The sequence below is a fragment of the Pseudomonas sp. GD04058 genome (assembly GCF_029836855.1).
In the GTDB taxonomy this organism is placed as follows: Bacteria; Pseudomonadota; Gammaproteobacteria; order Pseudomonadales; family Pseudomonadaceae; genus Aquipseudomonas; species Aquipseudomonas bharatica.
In genome coordinates this window covers 66,236-91,598 of the sequence record NZ_JAOECN010000016.1, presented here as the reverse complement: position 1 = coordinate 91,598, position 25,363 = coordinate 66,236, and the positions used below count along the sequence as shown (strand labels likewise).

General features: G+C 63.9%; 17 protein-coding genes. 9 read left to right on the top strand and 8 right to left on the bottom strand.

The features are described 5' to 3' along the window. Position 1: 1 nt before the first annotated feature. Positions 2–1,384 carry an amidohydrolase gene (locus tag N7650_RS15370; RefSeq protein ID WP_279898958.1) on the top strand — a complete coding sequence of 461 codons (1,383 nt, stop codon included), beginning with the start codon at positions 2–4 and terminating at the stop codon, positions 1,382–1,384. A gap of 51 nt (positions 1,385–1,435) precedes the next feature. On the opposite strand, the gene N7650_RS15365 is transcribed toward N7650_RS15370, so the two are convergent. From N7650_RS15365 to N7650_RS15340, 6 genes are all read right to left on the bottom strand, one after another. Continuing rightward, positions 1,436–2,728 carry an MFS transporter gene (locus tag N7650_RS15365; RefSeq protein ID WP_009394064.1) on the bottom strand — a complete coding sequence of 431 codons (1,293 nt, stop codon included), beginning with the start codon at positions 2,726–2,728 and terminating at the stop codon, positions 1,436–1,438. A 48-nt stretch (positions 2,729–2,776) separates the two neighbouring features. Next, entirely contained in the window at positions 2,777–3,958 is a 1,182-nt protein-coding gene (tcuB, locus tag N7650_RS15360; protein ID WP_279898956.1) for a tricarballylate utilization 4Fe-4S protein TcuB, read from the bottom strand. After that, positions 3,939–5,393, bottom strand: coding sequence for an FAD-dependent tricarballylate dehydrogenase TcuA (gene tcuA / locus N7650_RS15355; protein WP_009394066.1), 1,455 nt, complete (start codon positions 5,391–5,393; stop codon positions 3,939–3,941). Before tcuA ends, tcuB begins: the two co-directional genes overlap by 20 nt. A 144-nt stretch (positions 5,394–5,537) precedes the next feature. Continuing rightward, positions 5,538–6,473, bottom strand: a complete 936-nt coding sequence (locus N7650_RS15350) for a LysR substrate-binding domain-containing protein (protein WP_009394067.1) — start codon at positions 6,471–6,473, stop codon at positions 5,538–5,540. 16 nt (positions 6,474–6,489) lie between these two features. After that, a complete protein-coding gene (locus N7650_RS15345) occupies positions 6,490–8,691 on the bottom strand; it encodes a DNA/RNA helicase domain-containing protein (RefSeq protein ID WP_279898955.1) in 2,202 nt (733 codons plus the stop codon). Beyond that, positions 8,691–9,011, bottom strand: coding sequence for a nucleotide pyrophosphohydrolase (locus N7650_RS15340; protein ID WP_037058315.1), 321 nt, complete (start codon positions 9,009–9,011; stop codon positions 8,691–8,693). The genes N7650_RS15345 and N7650_RS15340 overlap by 1 nt, the downstream gene beginning before the upstream one ends. A gap of 258 nt (positions 9,012–9,269) precedes the next feature. On the opposite strand from N7650_RS15340, the gene N7650_RS15335 reads away from it, so the two are divergent. Beyond that, positions 9,270–11,450: a PQQ-dependent dehydrogenase, methanol/ethanol family gene (locus N7650_RS15335; protein ID WP_279898954.1), complete on the top strand. Its 2,181-nt coding sequence runs from the start codon at positions 9,270–9,272 to the stop codon at positions 11,448–11,450. A 26-nt stretch (positions 11,451–11,476) separates the two neighbouring features. After that, a complete protein-coding gene (aldA, locus tag N7650_RS15330; protein WP_279898953.1) occupies positions 11,477–12,910 on the top strand; it encodes an aldehyde dehydrogenase in 1,434 nt (477 codons plus the stop codon). A 110-nt stretch (positions 12,911–13,020) separates the two neighbouring features. Here aldA and N7650_RS15325 read toward each other — a convergent pair whose 3' ends face one another. Together N7650_RS15325 and N7650_RS15320 are read right to left on the bottom strand one after the other, a co-directional pair. Continuing rightward, entirely contained in the window at positions 13,021–14,919 is a 1,899-nt protein-coding gene (locus N7650_RS15325; protein WP_279898951.1) for a sigma-54-dependent Fis family transcriptional regulator, read from the bottom strand. A gap of 142 nt (positions 14,920–15,061) precedes the next feature. Next, complete coding sequence (locus N7650_RS15320) at positions 15,062–17,245, bottom strand: TonB-dependent siderophore receptor (RefSeq protein WP_279898950.1); 2,184 nt, start codon at positions 17,243–17,245, stop codon at positions 15,062–15,064. Between the two features lie 252 nt (positions 17,246–17,497). On the opposite strand from N7650_RS15320, the gene feaR reads away from it, so the two are divergent. From feaR to N7650_RS15290, 6 genes are all read left to right on the top strand, one after another. Further along, complete coding sequence (gene feaR, locus N7650_RS15315) at positions 17,498–18,430, top strand: transcriptional regulator FeaR (protein WP_009394079.1); 933 nt, start codon at positions 17,498–17,500, stop codon at positions 18,428–18,430. Positions 18,431–18,598: 168 nt separating this feature from the next. Then, the gene (locus N7650_RS15310; protein ID WP_279898948.1) at positions 18,599–20,716 is read left to right on the top strand and encodes a PQQ-dependent dehydrogenase, methanol/ethanol family; all 2,118 of its coding nucleotides are present in this window, start codon (positions 18,599–18,601) and stop codon (positions 20,714–20,716) included. Positions 20,717–20,799: 83 nt separating this feature from the next. Continuing rightward, entirely contained in the window at positions 20,800–21,660 is an 861-nt protein-coding gene (locus tag N7650_RS15305; RefSeq protein WP_064301745.1) for a transporter, read from the top strand. Positions 21,661–21,824: 164 nt separating this feature from the next. Further along, positions 21,825–23,843 (top strand): TonB-dependent receptor, encoded by a 2,019-nt coding sequence (locus tag N7650_RS15300; RefSeq protein ID WP_279898946.1) that lies wholly within the window; start codon positions 21,825–21,827, stop codon positions 23,841–23,843. A gap of 108 nt (positions 23,844–23,951) precedes the next feature. Beyond that, positions 23,952–24,392: a lysozyme gene (locus tag N7650_RS15295; protein WP_009394083.1), complete on the top strand. Its 441-nt coding sequence runs from the start codon at positions 23,952–23,954 to the stop codon at positions 24,390–24,392. Positions 24,393–24,437: 45 nt separating this feature from the next. Then, positions 24,438–25,313, top strand: a complete 876-nt coding sequence (locus N7650_RS15290) for a LysR family transcriptional regulator (RefSeq protein ID WP_009394084.1) — start codon at positions 24,438–24,440, stop codon at positions 25,311–25,313. Positions 25,314–25,363: the final 50 nt, after the last annotated feature.

Sequence of the window (25,363 nt, the reverse complement as noted above, 5' to 3'; positions counted from 1 at the left end):
GATGACTTGTGAACTCATCAGGGCCGACTTCGTCCTCACCATGGATGCCCGCAATAGCGTGATCGAGGACGGCGCAGTGCTGGTCCGGGACGGTTTGATCGCCGATATCGGCCCGGCGCACGAGTTGCTCGCCCGGCACCCGCTGGCCCCGGTCCGTCGCCTGACCGATCGCTTGCTGATGCCGGGCCTGGTCAATACCCACTGCCACTCCGGCATGCTCCGCGGCACTGCCGAGGGCCTGCCGGTCTGGGACTGGCTGCAGGCCTACATCGATCCCATGCACCGTGTGCTGCTGCCCGGCGAGGCGCGCCTGGCGTCGATGCTCTGCTACAGCGAAGCGCTGCTGTCGGGCACCACCACGCTGGTGGATATGTGGCGCTACATGCATGGCAGCGCCGAGGCCGCCAACGAGCTGGGCATCCGTGCGGTACTGGTCCCCTATGTGGCCGAGCATCCGGACCATGACTACTTCGAAACCCTGGACGCAAACGATGCCTTGATCCAGCGCTGGCACGGCGCAGCGAACGGGCGCATCGACGTGTGGGTCGGCCTGGAGCACCTGTTCTACGCCGTGCCGCAGGCCTGGAAGCGCATCGCCGACATGTGCAAGGCCAACCAGGTGGGGTTCCACACCCACAGCAACGAAAGCCGCTTCGATGTCGAGGAAACCCTGCGGCGCTACGGCGTACGTCCCGTCCAGGCCCTGGAGAAGTTCGGTTTGCTCGATGCCAGTAAGGTGCTGCTGGCCCATTGCGTCTGGGTCGATGACCAGGAAATCGCCTTGATGGCCCGGCGCAGGGTCGGGGTGGCGCACAACCCGGTCAGCAACATGAAGCTGGCGTCGGGAGCCGCTCCGATCGTGAAACTCCTGGCGGCGGGCGTTGCCGTTGGCCTGGGGACCGATGGCGAAAAGGAGAACAACAACCTGGATATGTTCGAGGAGATGAAGGTGTCCTCGCTGTTGGCCAAGTTCGCCAGTCTTGACGCCGCGGCGCTCGATGCCTGGTCGGTGTGTCGCATGGCTACCATCGACGGCGCACGCGCCCTGGGCATGGACGACCGGATCGGCTCGCTGGAGATCGGCAAGGCCGCCGACATCATCGCTATCCGTGTCGACACGCCGAGAATGACGCCATTGATTTCCCGTGGTCCGCTGGCCAACCTTCATCACAACCTGGTACACGCCGTGCAGGGCGGAGACGTGGACATGACCATGGTCGCCGGGCGCGTGCTGGTGGAAAACGGCCAGCTCAAGAGCGCCGAACTGGACGTGCTGATCACCGAGGTCAACGAGACGGCCCCCGACCTGTTTGTCCGGCGCAAGGCCTGGCTTGACCAGGCCGGGGTGTCGGTCAACGAGCTGGACCGGGTGGGCAGTGCCTGAGGCGAAGGTTGCGGCCTTCGCCCGGCATCCTCAGCGGGGTGGAGCGGTGGTTCAGCAGTTGCGAGCCACCGCAGGCCTGGCCCGGCGGTACAGCACGGTGGTAGCGGTGAAGCCGCATACCGCTGCGAACATCAGCCAGTAGGCCGGTGAGGCCTTGTCTGCGGTGGCTTCGACCAGCAGTGTCGATACGGCCGGAGTGAAGCCGCCGAACAGCGCGGTAGCCAGGCTGAACGCCAGCGAGAAACCCACCACCCGCACGTTCTGCGGCATGACCTCGGTCAGCGCCGCGACCATGGCACCGTTGTACATGCCGAAGAAGAACGAGAAGTACAGCAATACCGCCAGCAGCCGCTCGAAACTGGCGGCCTCGGCCAGCCAGTGCATGGCCGGGTAAGCGGTCAGCACGCACAGCAGGGAGATGCCCAGCAGCAGCGGCCGGCGGCCGATGCGGTCGGACAGGCTGCCGCCGATGGGCAGCCAGATGAAGTTGCTCACCCCGACCAGCAGTGTCACCACCAGGCTGTCGGTACTGCTCAGGTGCAGCACGGTCTTGCCGAAGGTGGGCGTGTACACCGTGATCAAGTAGAACGTGGTGGTGGTCATTGCCGCCAGCAGCCCGCCCGCCAGCACGGTGCGCCAGTTGTCGCACATGGAGCGGAAGACCTCGCTGGCGCCCGGGTGGTGCTTGCGGGCCTTGAACGCTTCGGTTTCCTGCAACGAGCGGCGGATGACGAAGATGAACGGGATGATCACGCAACCGATGAAGAACGGGATGCGCCAGCCCCACGCGGCCAGCTCGCTGGCCTGCATCCAGGTATTCAAGGTGTAGCCCAGCGCTGCCGCCACGACGATCGCCACCTGCTGGCTTGCCGACTGCCAGCTGGTATAGAAGCCGGTGCGCCCTGGCGTGGCGATTTCCGACAGATACACGGATACCCCGCCCATCTCGGCACCGGCCGAAAAGCCCTGCAATAGCCGGCCGAGCAGCACCAGCAGGGGCGCGAACAGGCCGATGCTGGCGTAGCCCGGCACCAGGGCGATCAGCACCGTGCCGGCGGCCATGATCGACAGCGTCACGATCAGCCCTTTGCGCCGGCCCACCTTGTCGATGTAAGCGCCGAGCACGATGGCACCCAGCGGTCGCATGAGGAAACCCGAGCCGAATACGGCGAAGGTCATCATCAACGAGGTGAACTCGTTGCTGGCGGGGAAGAACGTCTGGGAGATGTAGGTGGCGTAGAACCCGAACAGAAAGAAATCGAACTGTTCGAGGAAGTTGCCGCTGGTGACCCGCAGGATAGCGCCCAGCCGGGCGCTTGCGGTTTGCTTGGTGTTTTTCATCATGGCTACCGTTTTGCTGGTTTTTGTTGTTGTTCAAGGGCGCTGTCGCGCTTATTCGCTGCCGGCGTCGATCGGGTTTGGCTGGCGTTTTTCGATGGCGTGCTTGAGCAGCGCGGCGCTGCGGAACATGCCGTGGGCGAACTTGCTGTAGGGCATGGTCAGGAAGAACGCCATCACCAGGCCTAGGTGCAGGGCCAGCAGCAGGCCCAGGGCGCTGGTTTCACGAAATGCCAGCAGTGCAAGGCCGCTGGCGCTGACCAGGAACAGCAGGGCAATGAAGCCGCGGTCCATGGGTTTCTGCTTGGCGTCGCCCTGGGTCGGGTCGCGCTGCAGGTTGAGGTACAGCAGCCCGGCGGGTCCTACCAGCAGGCCCAGGCCGCCGGCGATGCCGAGCATTACCGGCAGGCTAGTCAGCGCATAGGGTGCGGCCAGGCCCAGCAGGTAGTGGTAAAGGGTCGCGGTGGCGGTGGCCGCCAGGCACAGCATGAAACCGTAGAAGGTCAGGTGGTGGAAGCGACGCCGCCACAGGGTGAAACGGTCATCGGCGTTGTTGCAGCCCTGGCCATGGCCACCATCCAGGTACTTGAGCCTGGCGACACTGGCCGTCGCTTCCACTGCCGCAGCGGTCTTCAGCGCGGTGGTTGCCGGCGGCGGCGAGACATCCCGCCAGAAGCGGCGCACGCCCAGGCCCAGGGCGATCAAGGCGAAGCCGAACACCGAGCCGAACATCAGCACCAGGGTGTTATGCGGGAAGATGCCGTAGAAGTTGCCGCCAGGCATGGCGGTGAACAAATTGCCCATGGCCAGCAGGGTCAGGCACAGGAACAGCACCAGGGCGAAACCGCTGGCCAGTGCCAGGGTCAGCCCGTTGCGCTGATAGAGGCGTCCCAGGCTGCGTGGCCAGGCGTACTCGGCGTAGGTATCCAGGCGCACCCTGGCCATGGCCTGGGGCACGTTGACCGCGAATTCATGAGGTGCGGCGTACTGGCAGGCATGCAGGCACGCCCCGCAGTTGTGGCAAAGATTGGCCAGGTAGTGGATGTCGGCCTTGCCGAACTCCAGCCTGCGGGTCATCGCCGGGAATACCGCGCAGAACCCTTCGCAGTAACGGCAGGCGTTGCAGATGCGCATTTGCCGATCGACTTCCTGCTCCTGCAGGTTCAACAGCGGGATAAGCTCGACACCCGGCTGGGCAGGGTCGACCTGGCGAGGTTCAGGCAGTTGCGCGGTCATGATCGTTCTCGTCGAATGGGTAGTGATGGCCGGCGGCGGCGGCCGCGCTGACGCCGGCGATGCGTCCGAACGCGGTGCCGATGGACATGCCGACGCCTGCGGTGTAGCCCTTGCCCAGCACGTTTCCGGCCATCATCTCGCCGGCGACGAACAGGTTCGGGCTGGGACGCCCGGCGAAGTGCACCGCGGCCGTCTCGTCGGTGCGCAGGCCCAGGTAGGTGAAGGTCACGCCCGGGCGCAGGGGGTAGCCGTAGAACGGCGGTGTGTCGATCGGGCGTGCCCAATGGCTCTTGGCGGGTTGCACGCCGACGGTATGGCAATCGTCCAGGCGGGTGTGGTCGAAGGTGCCGGTGCGGCAGGCCTCGTTGTAGGCGCGTACCGTATCGACGAACGCCTGTACCGGAAGGCCCAGGCGCTGGGCCAGCTCCTCCAGGGTGTTGGCCGTGGTGCCGGGAAACACCGGGGGCATGAAGCGTCCGAGGGCTTTCTGGTCGATGATCGAAAAGCCGACCTGGCCAGGCTGCTGGGCCACCAGGCGCCCCCAGATCGCATAGCGCTTGGGCCAGAAATCCTCGCCTTCATCGTAGAAGCGCTGGCTGTCGCGATTGACCACGATGCCCAGCGACACGCAGTCGATGCGCGTGCAGATCCCGCCGTCGTACAAAGGCGCGCGTGCATCGATGGCGACCATGTGCGCCTGGGTAGGGTCGCCGACGGTGTCGGCGCCCAGGTCGATCATGCGGCGCAGCAGTACGCCGTTGTTGAAACGGGTGCCGCGAATCAGGAAGTTGTCCGACGGCCATTCGCCGCGCTCGTTGCGACCCCAGGCTTCGCGCAGCCATTCGCGGTTGGACTCGAATCCGCCCGCGGCCAGCACGCAGGTGCGCGCTTCGATGCGCTCGGCAGGCAGGTGCCGGCCTTGCACGTCGCGCGCACCGATATGGGCGGCGACGAAGCGGTCGCCATCCATCTCGATATCGACCACGCCGGCATCGTAGCGAACCTGTACGCCGAGCCGCTCGGCACTGCGGAAATAGGCATTGACCAACGCCTTGCCGCCGCCCATGAAGAAGGCATTGGTGCGAGCGGTATGCAGCGCGCCGGACAGCGATGGCTGGAAGTGCACGCCATGCCGGCGCATCCAGCCCCGGCAACCGGACGAAGCCTTGATCACCAGGCGTGCAAGCTTTTCGTTGGTCAGGCCCCCGGTGACCTTGAGCAGGTCTTGCCAGAATTCCTCTTCGGGATAGGCCTCGACCAGTACATCCTGCGGCGCGTCGTGCATGCAGCGCAGGTTGCGGGTGTGCTGCGAATTACCGCCGCGCCACGCCTTGGGTGCGGCTTCCAGCAGCAGGACGCTGGCCCCCGCCTCGCGGGCCATCAGTGCGGCACACAGGGCGGCGTTGCCGCCGCCAATAACAAGAACATCGATCATTTTCGCTCCTCGGTCGCAGCCGGCATGAACGAGGAGCCTGCTGCGAGTGAGCGGAAAATAGTGCGATCGAGGGCCCGCCGAAAGGCGGACTACGGCATGGGGTGTTCAGTTTTACTAAAGGCTTCGCCGGCCTGGGCTGGTGACTCAGCAACTGCTGTCGGCAATCCAGGTCGCCCCGGGCCACTGCTGCTCGGCGACCAGCCGCCGCGCCACGTCCAGCACCACGCGCCGCGCTGCCAGGGCCGCTGGCGACAGCTCGTCATCCGCCAGGGTGGCCAGCAGGTTGCGCCGGCCGACATGGGCGTCGCTGATCTGCGTCACTTCAAGCCCGTTCTCGCCCTTGAGCGCCGCGGCTGCACCGGGCTGGATGGTAGCGGCGTGGCCGGCGCGCACGGCGTTCATCAGCACGGCCAGGCCATCGACTTCCATGATGATATTGGGCACCAGGCCCGAGCGTTCGAACGCCGTCATCAAGGTGCTGCGAAGCCCGTGCTGGACGCTGGGCATGATCAGTGGCAACTGGCCCAGATCGGCCAGTTGCACGCTGCCGGAATGCGGAGCGTGAGGCACCTGGGGGGCGCTGATGACGAACAGCCGTTCATCGAGCAGCGGCGTCACGCTCCAGCGTTTGCCGCCCTCGAGCTGGAACAGGATGGCCAGGTCGAGCTGGCGGGCATTGAGTTGGGCGGCCAGGTGGCCGGAGAGCATTTCCACCAGGTGCAACTGGATATCCGGGTAGCGCTCGCGCATCGCGTCGATGAGGGGAAGGGCGAGCACGGTCGCGGTGGTCGGCGGCAGGCCCACGGTGACATAACCGCTCATGCGTCCGCGGTGGGCGGCAAGAATGGCATTGTCGGCCTGGCGCAGGCTGAGCTGGGCATGATGCAGGAACGCCATGCCGGCGGTGGTCGGGGTGACGCCGGTGGTGGTGCGGTTGAGCAGCCGGGTACACAGCTCGCTTTCCAGCTTGGCGATCTGCTGGCTCAGGGCCGATACGCCGACATCCAGCTCCAGCGCGGCGCGACCGAGGCTGCCCTGTTCGATGATTTTCACGAAGTAGCGCAGTTGTCTGAGTTCCACGGTTCAGGAGTTCCAGTCAGGAGGCCAGGTTCTGGCGGATAACCCGTACGAATTCTCCCACCACCCGATACCTCGATAGCAGGTCGTCGCGCAATTCCAGCGGCTCGAACCCCGGGTCGGAGGAGCGTGGTAGCAGCAGGATTTTTTCGTGGTGCCAGCCATTCTCGTCCTCGACCTTGACACTGCGATATTCCTTGACCGTGTACTGGGCACCTGCGCCTTCATCCCAGAGTTCCACCAGGACGATCCGGCCTTGGCGGCTGCCGCCTCGCTCGGCGCGGAACAGGCAGGTCGAGCCATCGGGAATGATGGTGTTCATCGATTCGCCCAGCACCTCGCAGGCGAAGTAGCCGCGGTCCAGCGGGAGGTCGTCGCCAACGACGATCCAGCTTTGCCGTTCGGCCTGCTGTACCTCGCTGAAGCCGCCTGCCGCAGCGCGCAGGTCGTACAGTGGCACCGTGTTCACGTAGGGGGTCGGTTTCACCGTTTCGCGCACGGGCTCTGCCGTGGAGTGCAAGGGCAGGTGCTGCGCCAGGTAGTCACGCAGGTCCTTGTTGCAGGCGTAGATGAATGTCCCGCGGATACCGCGGAGCATCATGGTCTTGTAGATATTGAGAATGTACTGCTTCAGTTCGCCCGGCTGCCTGATCCCGCTCTTGCCGTTGCGGTCGAAATAGCGGGCCGGGTCGATGGTGATCTCGCCGCGGACCTTGTCGTAGCCGATCTCGTGGCCAAGGATGACGGCGGCGAAGTTCAGGTCATAGCCCTGGGTGGTGTGGATACAGCCGACTTCGGCCTCGGAACCCGGCGTATTGATCCAGTCCTGGCTGGTGCTGTTCCAGCGCAATTGCACACCGTCGATCTCGATATCGAACGCGTCCTTGTTCTTCCGCGAGATCCAGGGCCAGGCGTAGCCGGCGATCATGCGCGACAGGCCGAACTGGCGATTTCTTTCCTGCACCACCTGCATCATGTCGCCGAGCGAATCGAACAGTGCCAGTTCATAGTTTTTCGGGGTGAACCTTGGCTGGCCGTTTCGGCGGACGTTGAGCAGCTCATCGAGGAAGGTCACATAGGAATTGCCGGCACGCACCCGGAACTGCGAGTACAGCGTCTGCACTTGCGTCGTGCCCAGTGCCTTGAGCCTGGCAAAGTCCTCGGCATTGGCATCAGAGGGCTTGATCGACTGGCTGTTGTCGTAGAAGAAGATCGCCTTTCCCGCCTGGCGGCAGACCCAGTCCACTTCACTGCAACCGAAGGGGTCGAAGCCCAGTGCCCGGGAGGCAGTGTCGAACCCTTTAAAGTAGGGCCCCAGGTTGCTGCGCTTGCGCAAGCGATGGGCTTCATCCACCAGGACGATGTCGTAGTCTCGCTTGGTCAGGTCGGCAGGACCGATGACCATGTCCGGGGACAACCCGGCAATATGCCTGAAGGCTTTTTTCAAGGTTGAGCGAAACGACGCCATGGGCACCACAAGCGCCATTTTCGGCGTGCCGTAGCGTTGCTTGATGCCCTGCAACAGGTTGCGCAGTTCGGCTTGTTCACTATCGAACTCGTGGAAACTGGTTTCATCGATATCCGAGTGCAGCAGTTTGAACAGGTAGATCGCCAACACCGATTTGCCCGTGCCCGCGCCACCTTGCACCACCAGGGTTTTGCTTTGCTCGTCGAGCAGCGCATGCAGGATGCCGAGCAGTCCCTGGCGCTGCTCGGAGGACAGCGACTTGTAAGGCGAGTACTTGAACAGGTCCGAGTTGTCGATCGACTCCAGGGAATGCTGCACCAGCCCTTCACTGCGCAGTTTGTTCCAGGTCTCCTTGAAGATCGCGGCATAGAGTCCGGAGCGCTGGTAATAGTTGTGATCGACCAGCCCCAGGTTGCTGTTGAGCAGGGAGAACCTGCCATCGGCGGCAATGTACTTGATCAGCGAGGATTCGATATCGAGGGTCGCCGACTTGTTGAACCTGTCGCTGCTGATCAGATGCACCGAGCGCAGCAGGCTCTTGTCGCCATTGGCCAGGTGGGTGTTCATCCGCTTGAGGGCATCGGCGGTCTCGCCAATGTAGGCTTGCTTTCTGGCTTCGTCGCTGAGGATATAGACCAGCGGCCACGAATCCGCTGCGTGGAAGTGCTCACGAAGCTGTTGTTCCAGCGTCCGGCGCGAAAAGGCGTAGCGGTTCACTTCGACCAGCGGTTTGCCGTCCAGGGCTTTGTTCATTACAGCTCCGTGTATTTCCTGGCAGATCCCCTGGCCTTGTCCACCGGATACTTGCGCTCGTTGAGTTCGATCTTGTCGAGGATGATCTGCTGCGCGTCGAGCTCGTAGTGATCAGCCAGCAGCAGGGCATAGGCAAGCACATCGGCCAGTTCTTCCCTGACCCTGGCGATGTCGGCTTCCTCGGCCGACTTCCACAGGAACACTTCCGCCAGTTCGCTGGCTTCGATGCTCAAGGCGAGCGCCAGGTCCTTGGGGTTGTGGAATTTCTTCCAGTCACGGGCATCGCGAAATGCACGCAGCTTCTTGATCGCTTCTTCCATATTCAGGCACGCCGGCAAGTTGATGCGCTCATGATTGCTTACGAAATCGGGTGAAACAAGGTTTTCGCCCGGCAGGTGTAGCGCGGGCTGTAGCGCCAGGTGCAACACCTGTAGCGCCCGCGCTGCACCTGGCTGGTTGCTCCGGTTCCGGCAAGCCCGCGTGATACGGCGCTTGCAGGCTGCCAAGGGGCTCTGGCATGGCCGTTGCTCCATTGCCTGTGCGCAGCAAGCGCCACTAATAAGAACAGGACAACTCCCATGACACAGATTGGCCATGCCTCGCCTCCCGGCGCCCGTTCCATCGTCGCCGGCATTCCCTTGAAGTCCCTGGCCGCCGCGCTGCTGCTGAGCCTGGCTGCGGCACCTGCCCTGGCCGCCGAGATGCCGGCCAATGTCGACAGCAAACGTCTCATCGCCGCCGACCAGGAACCTGGCAACTGGATGAGCACCGGTCGTACCTACGACGAACAGCGCTACAGCCCGCTCAAGCAGATCACCGACCGCAACGTCGGCCAGCTCGGCCTGGCCTGGAGTTACAAGCTCGATCTGGACCGGGGCGTGGAGGCCACGCCGATCGTGGTCGATGGCGTGATGTACACCACCGGGCCGTTTTCCGTGGTCTACGCACTGGATGCCCGCAACGGCAAGCTGATCTGGAAATACGATCCTAAATCCGATCGCAACCGCGCCGGTGAAGCCTGCTGCGACGCGGTCAACCGCGGCGTGGCGGTGTGGAAGGGCAAGGTGTACGTGGGCGTGCTCGATGGCCGCCTGGAAGCCATCGACGCCCGCACCGGCCAGCTTGCCTGGTCGGTCGATACCCGCGCGGACCACAAGCGCAGCTACACCATCACCGGCGCGCCTCGAGTGGTCAACGGCAAGGTGGTGATCGGCAACGGCGGCGCCGAGTTCGGCGTGCGTGGCTACGTCACTGCCTATGATGCCGAAACGGGCAAGCAGGCCTGGCGTTTCTATACCGTGCCGGGGGATCCGAAGTTGCCACCGGAAGGCAAGGGCATGGAGATCGCCGCCAAAACCTGGCATGGCGATGCCTTCGTCGAGCAGGGCGGCGGCGGCACGGCCTGGGACTCTTTCGCCTTCGACCCGGAGTTGAACCTGCTGTACATCGGCGTCGGCAACGGCTCGCTATGGGACCCGAAATGGCGCAGCCAGGCCAAGGGCGACAACCTGTTCCTGTCGTCGATCGTCGCGGTCAACGCCGACACCGGCGAATACGTCTGGCACTACCAGACCACGCCGGGCGATGCCTGGGACTACACCGCGACCCAGCACATGATCCTCGCCGAACTGGCGATCGACGGCAGGCAGCGCAAGGTGCTGATGCAGGCCCCGAAGAACGGCTTTTTCTATGTGATCGACCGTGCCACCGGCGAGCTGCTTTCGGCAAAGGGCATCGTGCCGCAGAGCTGGACCAAGGGCATGGACATGAAGACCGGCCGGCCCATCGTCGATGACGAGAACGCCGCGTACTGGAAGGACGGCAAGCGCAAGCTGGTGACCCCGGCCTTTTGGGGCGCCCATGACTGGCAGCCGATGTCCTACAACCCGAACACCGGGCTGGTGTACATCCCGGCCCACATCATGTCGGCCTACTACGAACACATTCCCGAGGCGCCGAAGCGCAACCCGTTCAAGAGCATGTACCAGCTGGGCCTGCGCACCGGGATGATGCCGGAAAACGTCGATGGCCTGCTGGAGATGGCCAAGGGCTGGTCCGGCAAGTTGATCGCCTGGGACCCGGTCAAGCAGCAGCCCGCCTGGGAAGTGCCCTATGTGACCATCTTCAACGGCGGCACCCTGAGCACCGCCGGCAACCTGGTCTTCGAAGGCAGCGCCGATGGCCGCGTCATCGCCTACGCCGCCGACAGCGGCAAGAAACTCTGGGAGCAACCGGCAGCCAGCGGGGTGATGGCGGCGCCCATCACCTACAGCATCGACGGTGAACAGTACGTGACCTTCATGGCCGGCTGGGGCGGGGCGTTCTCCACATTTGCCGGGGCGTTGTCGCTGCGCGCGGGTGTGCAGCCGTTCTCCCAGGTGCTGACCTACAAGATCGGCGGCACCGCCAAACTGCAGGAACCTGCACCTCGTCCGGACACGCCCAAACCTCCACCCCTGGGCACCGATACGGCGGCCATCGAGGCCGGCGCGAAACTCTACGACGGCTACTGCTCGCAGTGCCACGGCATCCACGCGGTCAGCGGCGGCGTGCTGCCGGACCTGCGCAAGCTCACCGCGGAAAAGCACCAGATGTTCCTCGGCATTCTCTACGGAGGCCGCGTACCCGACGGCATGCCGTCGTTCGCCGATGCCTTCACGCCTGAACAGGTCGAGCAGATCCACCAATACCTGATCAAGCGTTCCCACGACCTGCAGAACGAAGGCGAAGCCTGGAAGCAGTTCAGCACCAAGCACTAAGCCACGGACCGACATGGAGAAGACACATGAGTGACGCTACTTATCAGAACTACATTGGCAACGCCTTCGTCCCCAGCGACGAACTGATCGAGGTGTACAACCCGGCCAACGGCCAGTTGCTCGGGCGGGTGCCCCAGGGCAGCAGCGCACAGGTCGAGCAGGCCATCGCCGCCGCGCGCCAGGCGCAGAAGGCCTGGGCGTTGCGACCGGCAATCGAACGTGCCGGCTACCTGCGGGCCATCGCCGGCAAGGTGCGGCAGCACAGCGAGCGCCTGGCGCGGATCATCACCGCCGAGCAGGGCAAGGTGCTGGAGCTGGCTCGGGTCGAGGTGAACTTCACCGCTGATTACCTCGACTACATGGCCGAGTGGGCGCGGCGCCTGGAGGGCGAAGTGCTGAGCAGCGACCGCCCTGGTGAGAGCATCCTGCTGCTGCGCAAGCCCCTGGGCGTGGTGGCCGGGATCCTGCCGTGGAACTTCCCGTTCTTCCTGATCGCGCGCAAGATGGCGCCGGCCTTGTTGACCGGCAATACCATCGTGATCAAGCCGAGCGAGGAAACCCCGATCAACTGTTTCGAATTCGCCCGCCTGGTGGCCGAGACCGATCTGCCTGCCGGTGTCTTCAACGTGGTCTGTGGTACCGGGGCGACGGTGGGCAACGCGCTGAGCAGCCACCCCGGCATCGACCTCATCAGCTTTACCGGCAGCGTCGGCACCGGTTCCCGGATCATGGCCGCGGCGGCGCCGAACATCACCAAGCTCAACCTGGAGCTGGGCGGCAAGGCGCCTGCGATCGTTCTGGCCGACGCGGACCTGGACCTGGCGGTCAAGGCCATCACCGCCTCACGGGTGATCAATACCGGGCAAGTCTGCAACTGCGCCGAGCGGGTCTATGTCGAGCGCAAGGTGGCCGATACCTTCATCGAGCGCATCGCAGCGTCCATGGCCGCTACCCGGTACGGTGATCCGCTGGCCGAGAACGGCCTGGACATGGGCCCGCTGATCAACCGCGCCGCGCTGGACAAGGTGGCGCAGATGGTGCGTACCGCCAGCGGGCAGGGGGCCCAGGTGATTACCGGCGGCGCGCAGGCCGATCTCGGCCAGGGCTTCCACTACCAGCCGACGGTGCTGGCGGGATGCTCGGCGGACATGGAGATCATGCGCAAGGAAATCTTCGGCCCGGTCCTGCCGATCCAGGTGGTCGATGACCTGGACGAAGCGATCGCACTGTCCAACGACAGCGAATACGGCCTGACCTCATCGATCTACACCCGCAGCCTGAGTGCGGCCTTGCAGGCGACCCGCTCGCTGGATTTCGGCGAGACCTACATCAACCGCGAGAACTTCGAAGCCATGCAGGGCTTCCATGCCGGCACGCGCAAATCGGGGATCGGCGGGGCGGATGGCAAGCATGGGTTGTACGAGTACACCCATAGCCATGTGGTCTATATCCAGGGCTGACAGCCTGGTTGTTGCTGATGGCCTCATCGCTGGCAAGCCAGCTCCCACAAAACTGTGGGAGCTGGCTTGCCAGCGATTGGAGTGGTGGATTCACTACTGCAGTTTCAGGCTCAAAACCGGTCATTCGGCTGCACCAGCCCCTGCTTTTTCATCTGCCGATACAGCGTCGAGCGCGCTACACCCAGTTCCGTCGCCGCTGCGCTGATGTTCCAGCGATGCCGGCGCAGGACCGCCAGCAGGTCCTCGCTTTGCGAGTCGCTGCCTGAAGGCGCAGGGCTGCTTTGCAGCAGGTCCTCCGGCAGGCAATCCACGTCGATACAGCCGTTCTCCGCCAGGGCCACCGCATAGCGCAGGGCATTGAGCAACTGGCGGATATTCCCGGGCCATGGCGCATCGAGCAGGCACTGGCGCGCCTGGGCGGTGATTCGCATGCCTTGGGCCGCGAGCTGTGCATCCAGCAGGTGTCCGCGATCACTGCGTTCGCGCAAGGGTGGCAGGCGCAGGTGCATGCCGTTGAGGCGATAGAACAGGTCTTCGCGAAAGCCCTTGTCGCGCAGCATGGCCTGCAGGTCCTGGTGGGTTGCGCAGATCACCTGGATATCCAGCGCCACCGGTGCCGCAGCACCGATAGGCGAGATTTCCCGTTCTGCCAGCACCCGCAGCAGGCGCGTTTGCAGATGCGCAGGCATATCGCCGATTTCATCGAGGAACAAGGTGCCGCCATTGGCCAGTTCCAGCTTGCCCTTCATGCCTTTTTTCTCGGCCCCGGTGAAACTGCCGCCGCGGTAGCCGAACAGCTCGCTTTCGATCAGGCTTTCCGGAATCGCCGCGCAATTGAGCGCGACGAAAGGCCCGCCCCGGCGCGCACTGGCCTGGTGGATGGCGCGGGCGAAGGCCTCCTTGCCGGTACCGGTTTCACCGGTTATCAGGATGGCGATGTCCTTGTCGAGGACCTTGCGCAGGCGCTGCACGCTGTGTTGCAGCGTCGGGTCGGCACCTGCCAGGCGTTCCAGGTCGGGGTGGCGGGGTGGCCGGGCGCGCGTCGGCGCCGGTGCCTGTGCCACGCCGTGCCTGGCCGAGGGAATGCGCAGGCTGAGGTCCAGCAGCGTGTCGTCATGCCGGGCGCGCAAGCGCAGGCCGCGGGCGCCGCCGTGGGTCTGGCGCAGGAGGTCATCGACAGACATGGGCAGCAAGCGGTCGATCCGGCTGCCGATCAAGCGGCCGCCGGCATTACTGTCGTGGGCGACAAAGGCTGCGTGGTTGGCACCGATGACCCGACCCTCGTCGTCCAGGGCCAGCAGTTGCTCGTTGGCCAGGTCGGTGATTTCGTCGATAGGCTTCAGGGAAAGGCTGAGCCGGTCCCTGTAGCTCTGGCGGAAATGTGCGTTCTCGATCAGGCGGGCGTACAGGATCACCAGTTGCAGGGTCAGGTACTGGCTTTCCTTGGGCCCGTCGCTGTTCAGGCAGGTGGCATTCAGGCAGCCACGAAGCAGACCCTGGGCATCGAAGATCGGTGCCACCGAGCAACTGAGCGCGGCATTGGCGTCGAGGAAATGCTCCTGGCGGTGAATGATCAGCGGCTCTGCGGCGGCCAGGGTGGTACCGATGCCGTTGGTACCGGCGATGGACTCGTCCCAGCGCGCCCCGACCACCAGTCCGGAGCGTACATACGGCGTGTGTTCACGGGGCAGGCGGGCGTCGAGGGTGATGCCCTGCTCATCGCTGAGCAGCACCGCAAAGCCCGCCGGGACCACGCGCCGGGCCAGGCCGCTGACGCCCTGGCCGGCGATGGCGAGGTACTCCTGGTGTTGCTGCTGGTGGCGGCGGATATCCGCAGCGCTGAGGATATCCAGGCGCGTGGCCGTGCCTGGGTCAAGCCTGTGCTGGACCACGCTGCGATACCAGGACTGGGCGATCACTCCGTCCGGACGAATCGCTCGACCAGGAAAATGCTCGCTGACGAAGGCCGCGAGTTCACTGGGATGGGGCTGCGCGCTATGCCGGGTCATGAACGGCTCCGTATCTTGTTGTCGGTGTAACGGGCCATGTTGCGTCACGGCACTAAGATAGCCGCAGGGGGGAAGCCGTGCCAAGGGACGGGAGTGAAGAGGGGAGAGGGAAGGGGTGCGCATCCCTGCGCGGGCGTGGCGATCAGAAGCTGTATTTCGCCGTCACCATCATGTTTCGTGGCTTGCCGTAGACATCCCCACCATAGTCCACCGAGGTGGAGATGGCCGAGTAGTACTTGCGGTCGAAAATATTGTTGGCGTTGAGCTGCAGGTCGAGGTTGCGGGTCAGTTGATAGCCCGCCATCAGGTCGGTGACCGCATAGGCGCCCTGTTCGAGCCGGTACGCGCCGTTGGCGGTGGCGATATCGTTGTACATCCGGCTCTGCCAGTAGACGTTGCCGCCCACCCGCAACTTTTCCAGCGGACCTTCGAAGCGGTACACCGTGGACACCTTGAACAGATGCTCGGGTGTATCGGTGCTGAAGCGCTGGTTCTCGTTCTGCGGCTTGGCGTCATCCTTGAGGTAGTGGGTGCGGGCGTAGGTGTAGCCGGCGCCGATCTGCCAGTTGCGGGTCAGCGCTCCTTGCAGTTCCATGTCGATGCCCTGGCTGCGCACCTGGCCGGAAGCCGCGTAGCAGTTGGTCGGGTCCACGCAGCCGGAGACGTCAGTGAGCGAAACGCCACGGTTTTCCTGGTCGACGCGGAACAGCGCCACGCTGGCGTTCAGCGCCCCGTCGAAGTACTCGCCCTTGACCCCGACCTCGTAGTTCTTGCCTTCCACCGGCCTGATCGGGCTGCCGGATGCGTCCTTGTAGGCTTGCGGATTGAAAATATCGCTGTAGCTGACATAGACCGAATGATGGTCGTCCAGCTCGTAGATCAGCCCGGCGTAGCGCGTGACGTTGCGGGTGACTTTGTAATCGGCCGCCGAGTTCTGCTTGTCGTCGTAGTCGTACCAGTCCAGCCGGCTGCCGAGGATCAGCTTGAGCGGGTCGGCCAGGCTCAGGCGGGTGGTCAGGTAAACGCCTTCCTGATTGGTCACCTTGCGGCTGTTGCCGCTGTGCACGAAGTCCGGCTTGCCAGCGTTCAGCGGCCAGTTGGTGTCGTAGGGGCTGTAGTTGCGGGTGGTCATGTCGTAGATGCGCTTGCTGGCGCCGACCACCAGTTCATGGCTGCGGCCAAAGGCCTGGAACGGGCCGCTGGCGAACGCATCGACACCGGCCTGGTCTTCGTCGTGAGCGGACTGGTAAACGGTGCGCGCCAGGCTCTTGTCGGGGGCCCAGCGCGACTGATAGGAGCCCGAGAACAGCGCGTCCTGCTGGGTATAGGAGGCATTGACCTGCAGCTTCCAGTCGTAGGCCAGTTGCTGGCGGATTTCGGCGAACAGGGTATTGATGTCCTGGTCCTTGTCTTCCCAATCGGTGCCCGGGTTGTACGAGCGCGGCAGGTCGAGGTGATGGCCGTCGAGGCCGACCATCGACGAGCCCCAGAAGTAATTGGTCCGGTCCTTCTGGTGGGAGAAGCCCAGGGACAGCGTGGTGTCGTCGCTCAGGTCGGCTTCGGTGATGGCATAGAACAGGCCATGGGTCTCTTCGGCGCGGTCGACGAAGCTGTTGGCATCCTGCCAGGACGTCACTACCCGGCCACGCAGGGTGCCGCTGGCATTCAGCGGGCTGGAGGCATCCACTTCGCCGCGGTAGTCGTCCCAACTGCCGGCCGCACCGGTCAGGGTGACCTTCTGCTCGGCCAACGGGCGCTTGCGTACCAGGTTGATCGCCGCCGACGGGTTGCCTGCGCCGGTGACCAGCCCGGTGGCGCCGCGGACGAGCTCGACCCGGTCGAACATCGCCAGGTTCGGCTGGGCGCCTACGGTCCAGCCCTGGTAGGTGCTGGGGATGCCGTCGTACATCAGGTTGTCGATATCGAAACCGCGCGAGGAGTAGGTCTGCCGGCCGGGGCCGCTGGACTGGCTGAGGAACAGGCCGGGGGTGTACTTGACCACGTCGTTGATGCTGGTCATGGCCTGGTCGTCCATGCGCTGGCGTGTCATCACGGTGACCGCCTGGGGTGTTTCGCGCATGGTCATCGGCAGCTTGGTCGCGGTGGACATGATGCCCGTGGTGTAGGACGAACTGCCTTCGGTGGTGCTGCCGAGCTGGGTGTTGCTGATTTGCGTCGCGCCCAGTTCCAGGGTCTCCGGTGGCGTCTGCGCGGGCGTCGTGCTCGCTTCGTCAGCGATTGCCGACAGGGAGCCAGCCATGCAGATCGCTACGGACAGCAGATTGAGTGAAGGACGAAAGAGACGGGGAGGTACCGGGACAGCCATGCCATGCTCCTAATGATAAACAAAGTGCTTATGAGAATTGTTACCAATAATGATGGCAAGATTTGCTGGCACGGGGAAGGGCAAGGTGCAAAAAGATCTGACCCAGGAAAAAGCCGATGACATTTCCCCTGTCGAAGCCAGGGTATCGTGATACTTTTTAGTGTGCTTACAGGTTTAGGTTGTATCGTTAAACGGCTTGATCTCTTCGAAATTAGATAATATGTTAATTAAATAATAAGATCGGAGGATGCCATGTTCCTGTCATCGAGCGAGCAGGCCGGCTTCGAGCGCTGGTGCCAGTCCCTGCGCAGCATTTGCGGCAATTTCAGCACCCTGCCTTCGAGCCTGACCCGCCACTTCATCGGCGAGATCCACAGCCAGGCCATCGGTGCCCTGGACACCGCCCATATCCGTACCAATGCCCGCCTGATCAGCCGCGAATTGATCGGCGTGGACAGCGATGACAGCCATTGCTTCCTGATCTACCAGCGCAGCGGCCGCCAGCGGATTCGCCAGGCGGGCATGGAGGTCGAGCTGGGCCCCGAGGACATCGCCCTGGTGGACTCGGCGCGGCTGTTCGAGATCGAGCCGCTGGGCCTGGTCGAAAACATTTCCGTACACCTGTCACGGGACATCGTTACCCGCCAGTTCAAGGGCGATAACCTGTTCGGCAAGCTGTCGCGCAACAACGTGTCGAGCCGCATGGTGCGTTCGCTGGTGCAATCGATCGGCCTGCTCGGCGACGGCGCGGCCAATGGCGATGACGGCCAGGCCATCCAGAACGCCCTAGTGTCGCTGGTGCTGCCGGCGATGTCCGGGCAGGTGCAGGACGGGAACCTTCTGCTGCAGAGCGACAGCCTGTTCGCCACGGCGCTGCGCCTGGTGGACGAGTCGCTGCAGGATGTCGATCTCGGCCCTGCCTACCTGGCGGATCAACTGCACACCTCGGTGCGCAGTCTTTACCGGCTGTTCGAGGAACACGGCGAAAGCGTCTCGCGCTATATCCTTCGGACCCGTCTGACGAAAGTGGCCCATGACCTGTGTTGCCACACCCTGCGCAGCCAGTCGATCACCCAGATCGCCTTCAAGTGGGGCTTCGTCGATGTCGCCCATTTCAGCCGCGCGTTCAAGCGCCAGTTCGAGGTTTCGCCCCGGGATTACCGGGCACACGCCTTCCAGCTGTAGGCACTGGCAAGAAATGCCAACTGCGTTGGCGGTGACAGTCAAGCGCCGCCTTGCAGCACGACTTCTAATACTCCTGCGTAGTGCAGAGCCTGCTAATGCTTGGCCTGCGGGGCAGGCTGCCTTGCGGGCGCATAACAACAATAAATGTGTCGCTGGAGTCCGAAACACATGAAAACCCTTTTCCTGCTGGCGGGCCTGCCCGTGCTGCTTTCGACCCTGCATGCCTCGGCTGCCGACGCCCCGCCGAGCGCACCCGCACAGGTCGATGCGAAACGCCTGACCAATGCCAACCTCGAGCCGGGCAACTGGATGAGCCATGGTCGTACCTACGACGAGCAGCGCTATAGCCCGCTGGACGCGGTGAACGACAGCAACGTCGGCCAGCTCGGCATGGCCTGGACCACCCGCCTGGACATCGACAGCGGCACCGAGGCCACGCCGATCGTGGTGGACGGGGTGATGTACACCACCGGAGCCTTCAGCATCGTCTATGCGATGAATGCCGCGACCGGCGAGATGCTGTGGAAATACGACCCCCAGGTGCCACCGGCCAACCTCAGCCAGGGCTGCTGTGGCCCGGTCAACCGCGGTGTCGCGGTGTGGAACGGCAAGGTCTACGTTGGCAGTTTCGATGGCCGCCTGATCGCCCTCGACGCGGCCACCGGCAAGGAAGCCTGGTCGGTGGACACCATCATCGACCGCAGCAAGAGCTACTCCATCACCGGCGCGCCGCGTATCGTCAAGGGCAAGGTGCTGATCGGCAACGGCGGCGCCGAGTTCGGCGTGCGCGGCTATGTCACCGCCTACGACGCCGAGACCGGCAAGCAGGCCTGGCGCTTCTACACCGTGCCGGGCGATCCCAAATTGCCGCCGGAAAACCCGGCCATGGCCATGGCGATGAAGACCTGGACCGGCGACGGCTGGGTGAAGTGGGGCGGTGGCGGCACCGCCTGGGACTCCATGGCCTACGACCCGGAACTCGACCTGCTGTACATCGGCACCGGCAACGGCTCGCCATGGAACTACCAGTTCCGCAGCCAGGGCAAGGGCGACAACCTGTTCGTTTCATCGATCCTGGCCCTGCGCCCGGACACCGGTGAATACGTCTGGCACTACCAGGTCACCCCGCAGGACCGCTGGGACTACACCGCGACCCAGCACATGATCCTCGCCGACATCAAGATCGACGGCCAGGTGCGAAAGGTCCTGATGCAGGCACCGAAAAACGGCTTCTTCTACGTGCTCGACCGCACCAACGGCAAGCTGCTTTCGGCGAAGAACTACGTCCCGGTGAACTGGGCCAGCGAGATCGATCTGAAGACAGGCCGGCCAGTGCTGACTGGCGCGGCGGATTATTCGAAAGAACCCAAGGTCGTACAGCCAAGTTTCCTCGGAGGCCACAACTGGCACCCGATGTCCTACAGCCCCAGGACCGGCTACGTCTATATCCCGGCCCAGCACACCCTGGCCGAGCTGAAGGCGGCCAAGGAACCGATGTTCTTCCCGAACAAATCGGTGCTCAACTTCGGACTCGACGTACCGGACGTGCCGGAAGATCCGAAGGCCTTCAAGCAGATCCGCGATGCCTGGACCGGCGAGCTGATCGCCTGGGACCCGGTCAAGCAGGCCCCGGCCTGGAAGCAGGAATACGCCAGCGCCGGCAACGGCGGCACCCTCAGCACCGCCGGCAACCTGGTGTTCCAGGGCACCGCAGACGGTCGCGTGGTGGCCTACAGCGCCGACAAGGGCGAGAAGCTCTGGGAGCACCGGGCCAACTCCGGGGTCATGGCCGGGCCGATCACCTATACCGTGGGCAAGGATCAGTACGTGGCCTTTTCCGTCGGCTGGGGCGGGATCCTGCCGCTGCTGACCGGCTCGCTGACCAACAAGGCCAAGGTCCAGTCCGAGTCGCGGATCATTGCCTTCAAGCTGGGAGCCAAAGGTGAGCTACCCCCGCCGAAGCAGGCGCCGGTGTTCCCCAATGTCGAGCTGGAACTCACGGCCACACCTGAGCAACTGACCCAGGCACGCACCATGTTCAATGGCCTGTGCGCCGGCTGTCATGGCCTGAATGCGGTGGCCGGCGGGGTCGTGCCCGATCTGCGCTACCTGACGAAGGAGAAGCACCAGGCTTTCCCGGCGTTCGTCAGCGGGGCCTTGATCTACCGCGGCATGCCGAACTTCTCCGACATCCTCAAGGCCGAGGACATGGAGCTTATCCGCCAGTACCTGGTCAAGCGCACCCATGATCTTCAGGCCGATCTGAAGGCCAGCGCCGCCAACTGAGTCCGATTCATTACCCAGGCGACCCCGGAAACGGGGCCGCCCGGGGCTCTGCACGCCAACAAAAACAACAACGAGAGTCCATCATGAAGAGCTTCAACGCCCCGGCCCTTGCACTCGGCCTCACACTGTTCGGCGCTACCTGCACGGCCCTGGCCGATGTCAAACCCGACCCCGGTGATTACACCGCGCTACCCAAGGGCACCGATGTGGTGGTGCTCTATCAACAGAACCCGCGGGGCGACAAGGTCTATTCCGGCGGCAAGAAGGTCGCCGACGATCTTGATCTGGACATGACGGTGGGTGTCCTGCGCCTGATCCATTTCACGGACTTCTTCGGTACCGGCTACACCTGGGACCCGCAGATCGTCATCCCCTTCGGCCAGCAGGATATCGGTGCGACCCATACGAAGAATTCCGGGCTCGGCGACATCACCTTCGGCGGTACGCTGTGGACCATCGGCGACCTGGAGCGCAACGAGCACCTGGGTTGGTCGGTGTTCTTCACCGCGCCCACCGGCAGCGACAAGAACGAAGGCTTTGCCCTCAGCAACAACCGCTGGGCGGTGGATTTCCAGGTCGGCTACATCAAGGGCCTGACGGAGCGGATCACCTGGGATGTGATCGCCGAGGCTGAGTTCTACCAGGACCAGCGCTCCACCGATGCGAAAAAGGACACGCTGCTGCAACTGCACAATCACCTTCGCTACAACTTCACCCAGGACACCTATGCGGCGCTCACCTACCGGCACAACTGGGGCGGCCGCGAGACCCTGGATGGCGTGACCCTGGCCACCAGCCGTGACAATGGAACCGTCGGTTTCACCGTGGCGACCATGGTCAACAAGCAGTTGCAGGTGATGGGGCAGGTGATGCACGACACCTCGGTGCGCGAGGGCGTGAAGATCGATAATTCGTTGCAGTTCAGGCTGGCGTATTTCTATTGAGATCCCTTGGGGCTGCAAAGCAGCCCCAAAATCGCTCTGACACTCCTACTTTCGACCCCCAACCCAAGTCCCCCAACCCCCAGCCCCAAGCCTGATAGCCCTATGCCCAACCGCCGGTTTATGGTCCACTCAGCCCCTTTGTGCGGGACCGGATGGAAAGCCTTATGAATGACAACGAGCGGCAACGCGCCGCACACCGCTGCGCCGCCCTGGGTGCGCTATTGCTCACCAGCACCGGCGCCCTGGCCGACACCGCTGTCGATGTCGATCCCGTGGTAATCAGCGCCACGCGCACCGGCGACGAGTGGGCCCAGGCCGCGTTGTCGGCCAGCGTGGTCGATGCCGCCGACAGTCGCGGCGAACAGGCGCTGACCCTCGGCAACCTGCTCTCCGGCGTGCCAGGGGTTGTGGTGCAAAGCCGCTACAACGCCGCCCAAGGGCTGCGCCCGGCGATCCGCGGTTTCGGCTCGCGCTCCAGCTTCGGCGTGCGCGGCATTCGCGTGCTGGTCGATGGCGTACCGCTGACCATGCCCGATGGCCAGACCGAACTGGACGGCTTCGACCTGGGCCTGGTCGAGCGCATGGAAGTGCTGCGCGGACCGGCTGCCGTGCTCTACGGCAACGGCGCGGGCGGGGTGCTGGCGATCGAGACCCGCGAGCCGGGCGACCACCCCGGTGTGTCCGGCGATGTCAGCGTCGGTAGCTACGGTTTCCGCCGGCAGAGCGTGGAAGCCAGCGGCACCGAGGGCAATTTCGGCGCCCTGGCCGCTGTCAGCTCGACCCAGTCCGACGGTTATCGCCAGCATGCCACCAGCGAGGCCAACAACCTCACCGGCAAGCTGCGCTGGTGGGGCGAAACGGGGCGCCTGGCGTTGACCCTGCACGCTCTCGATAACCGCTCGGAGGACCCGGGCGGGTTGACCCTGGGGCAGGTTCGTGCCGACCGCAACCAGGCCCGTCCGCAAAGCCTGAGCTTCGATTCCGACGAGCGCATCAGGCAGCAGCGTTTGTCGCTGGTGTGGGACGGACAGCCGCTTGGAGAAGATACCTACCAGATCCGCAGCTATGTCGGTCAACGGGATTTCGAGAATCGCCTGCCATTGGCCGCCAACGGCCAGACCAGCTATGAGCGGTTGTTCGCCGGCGCCGGTGCCAACTACACCCATGTCGCCGACTGGTTCGGCCTCAAGCACTGGTTCACGTTCGGGGGCGACCTGGAATCCCTGCGCGACGACCGTGATCGCAACAACAATATCCTCGGGGGCGAGAAGGGTGCGCTGACCTCCCGTCAACGTGAAGAGGCCCGCAGCCTCGGTCTGTTCGTGGAAAACCGCACCGAGCTTGGCGAGAACTGGTTACTCAGCCTGGGCCTGCGCCACGACACCGTACGCCTGAGCGTGGACGATCACTACCTGCGTGATGGTGACGACTCCGGCAAGCGCAACCTGCGTGACCTCAACTACAGCGTTGGTCTCAGTTATCGCCTGGATCCGTCCCACACGATCTACGCCCGCGTCGCTACTTCCTTCGAGACGCCGACTGTCAGCGAACTGGCCAATCCCAATGGTGGTGGTTTCAACAGCAGCCTGGAACCGGCGGAGGCGCTTAACCAGGAGGTCGGTTTCAAGGGCGAAACTGCGCATTGGCGTTACGAAGCCGTGGTGTATCGCATCGATACCCGTGACGAACTGGTGCCCTACGTCGATGGCCGCACGTTCTACCGCAACGCCGGTTCGACCCGCCGCGACGGCCTGGAACTCAGCGCGCGCTGGCAGCCGGACGAACACTGGCAGGTCAGCACGGCCTACAGCCTCAACGACTACACCTACCGCAGTTTCGAAAATGCCGACGGCAATCGCCTGCCCGGTATTCCCGTGCAAAGCCTGTTCGGTGAAGTTTCCTACAGCCGTGACAACTGGTATGCACGCCTGAACACCTCGGTGTTCGACCGCCAGTACGCCGACAGCGGTAATACCGCACGGGTCGGTGGATATGCGCTGGTCAACCTGCGCCTGGGCATGCAGCTCAAGGGCTGGGCGGAAAACGTGGAGCCTTATGTGGGACTGGATAACCTGACGGACCGACGCTACTACGACAACCTGCGGATCAATGACAGCGGCGGACGCTACTACGAGCCGGCACCGGGACGTACCGGGTATGTGGGGGTGAAGGTAAGCTTCTGACGCGTCAGGCGTGCGGCATTCAGTAGCAGCTAAGTGCTATCACTGGACGCCATGACTGAAGTAGTCTTGCCCGACGTTGTCCTTCACTTTCATGCAAGGAGCTGGCACATGCGACTGTCCCCGACGGGCCTGGACCTGATCAAACGCCGCAACGGACTGACCCTCAAGGCCCGCCAGGATGTCAGCGGCCTGTGGTTCATCGGTTATGCCCACTATGGCGATGTCAGCGAGGGCATGGAGATCACCCAGCCCGAGGCCGAGGCCAAGCTGGAACACGAGATTGGCCGTTTCGAGACGCAACTGGCCGGGATGCTGACGGTCCCGGTCAGCCAGGGCCAATGGGACGCGCTCCTGCTGCTGGTGTTCGATTACGGCCTGGCGCGTCTGCGCAACTCGATCCTGCTGCGCCACGTCAACGCCAGCGATTTCGAACGCGCGGCGGCGGAGTTTTCCAAATGGATTCAGGTCCGGGGGCGGCCGGATATCGGCATGGTCAAGCGCCGCGATGCCGAACGGCAGATGTTCCTGCAAGGCTCGCCGGCAGCCTGAGGGCATGCTAAAACCTCGGGGGTCATTCATTCTGTAAATGCCCCCATGCCTGCCATTGCGAAACCCGCTAGAACCCTGTTCGATCTCGATCTGCTGCGCGCGATCGTGGTGGTCGCCGACTGCGGCAGTTTCACCACAGCCGCCTCGCGCCTGCACTCCACTCAATCCACCATCAGCCAGAAGGTCCGCCGCCTGGAAGACATGGTCGGCCACCGCCTGCTTGAACGCGGCAACCGCGACGTGCTGCCCACCGATGCCGGCCAGACCCTGCTCGGCTATGCCCGGCACATGCTGGCGCTCAACGACCAGATGCTCGAAGCCCTGGCCGGTGCAACCGTAGGCGTTACCGTGCGTTTGGGCGTGCCGGAGGATTTCGTTGGCGGCCGCACCACCAAGGCCTTGTCCGCCTTCAACCGCAAGCACCCCGAGGTCAAGCTGGAAGTCGCCAGTGGCCTGTGCCGGGACATCGCCCAGAGCTACGACAACGGCGAGCTGGACCTGGTGCTATTGAAGCAACGGCGCAACGGTAGGGAAGGGGTGGCCAGTTGGTCGGAAGAACTGTCATGGATCGACAGTGCGAAGAATCCAGCCTTGGAACTGGACCCGATTCCGCTGGTGACCTTCCCGCCCCGGGGCTTGTACCGCGACGAAATCATCAACGCCGTGGAGGGCCTCGGTCGGCGTTGGCGGATCGCGTTCACCAGCTCCAGCCTCAGCGGAATCCAGGCGGCAGTGGCGGACGGGATGGGCATCAGCCTGCTGCCTCCGCGGGCAGTCACCGCAGACCATCGGGTTCTTGGGGCAAAGGACGGGCTGCCGGTGGTGGACAGCTACGAGATCGTTGTAGTGCACCGGCCGACGGCGGAGCCGATGGTGAAGGAATTGGGGGTGGTGCTGGCGGGGTTGCTGGATCAGGAATGAGTGGTTGACCTCGACGGCCTCATCGCTGGCAAGTCGGAGCGCCGAACCGC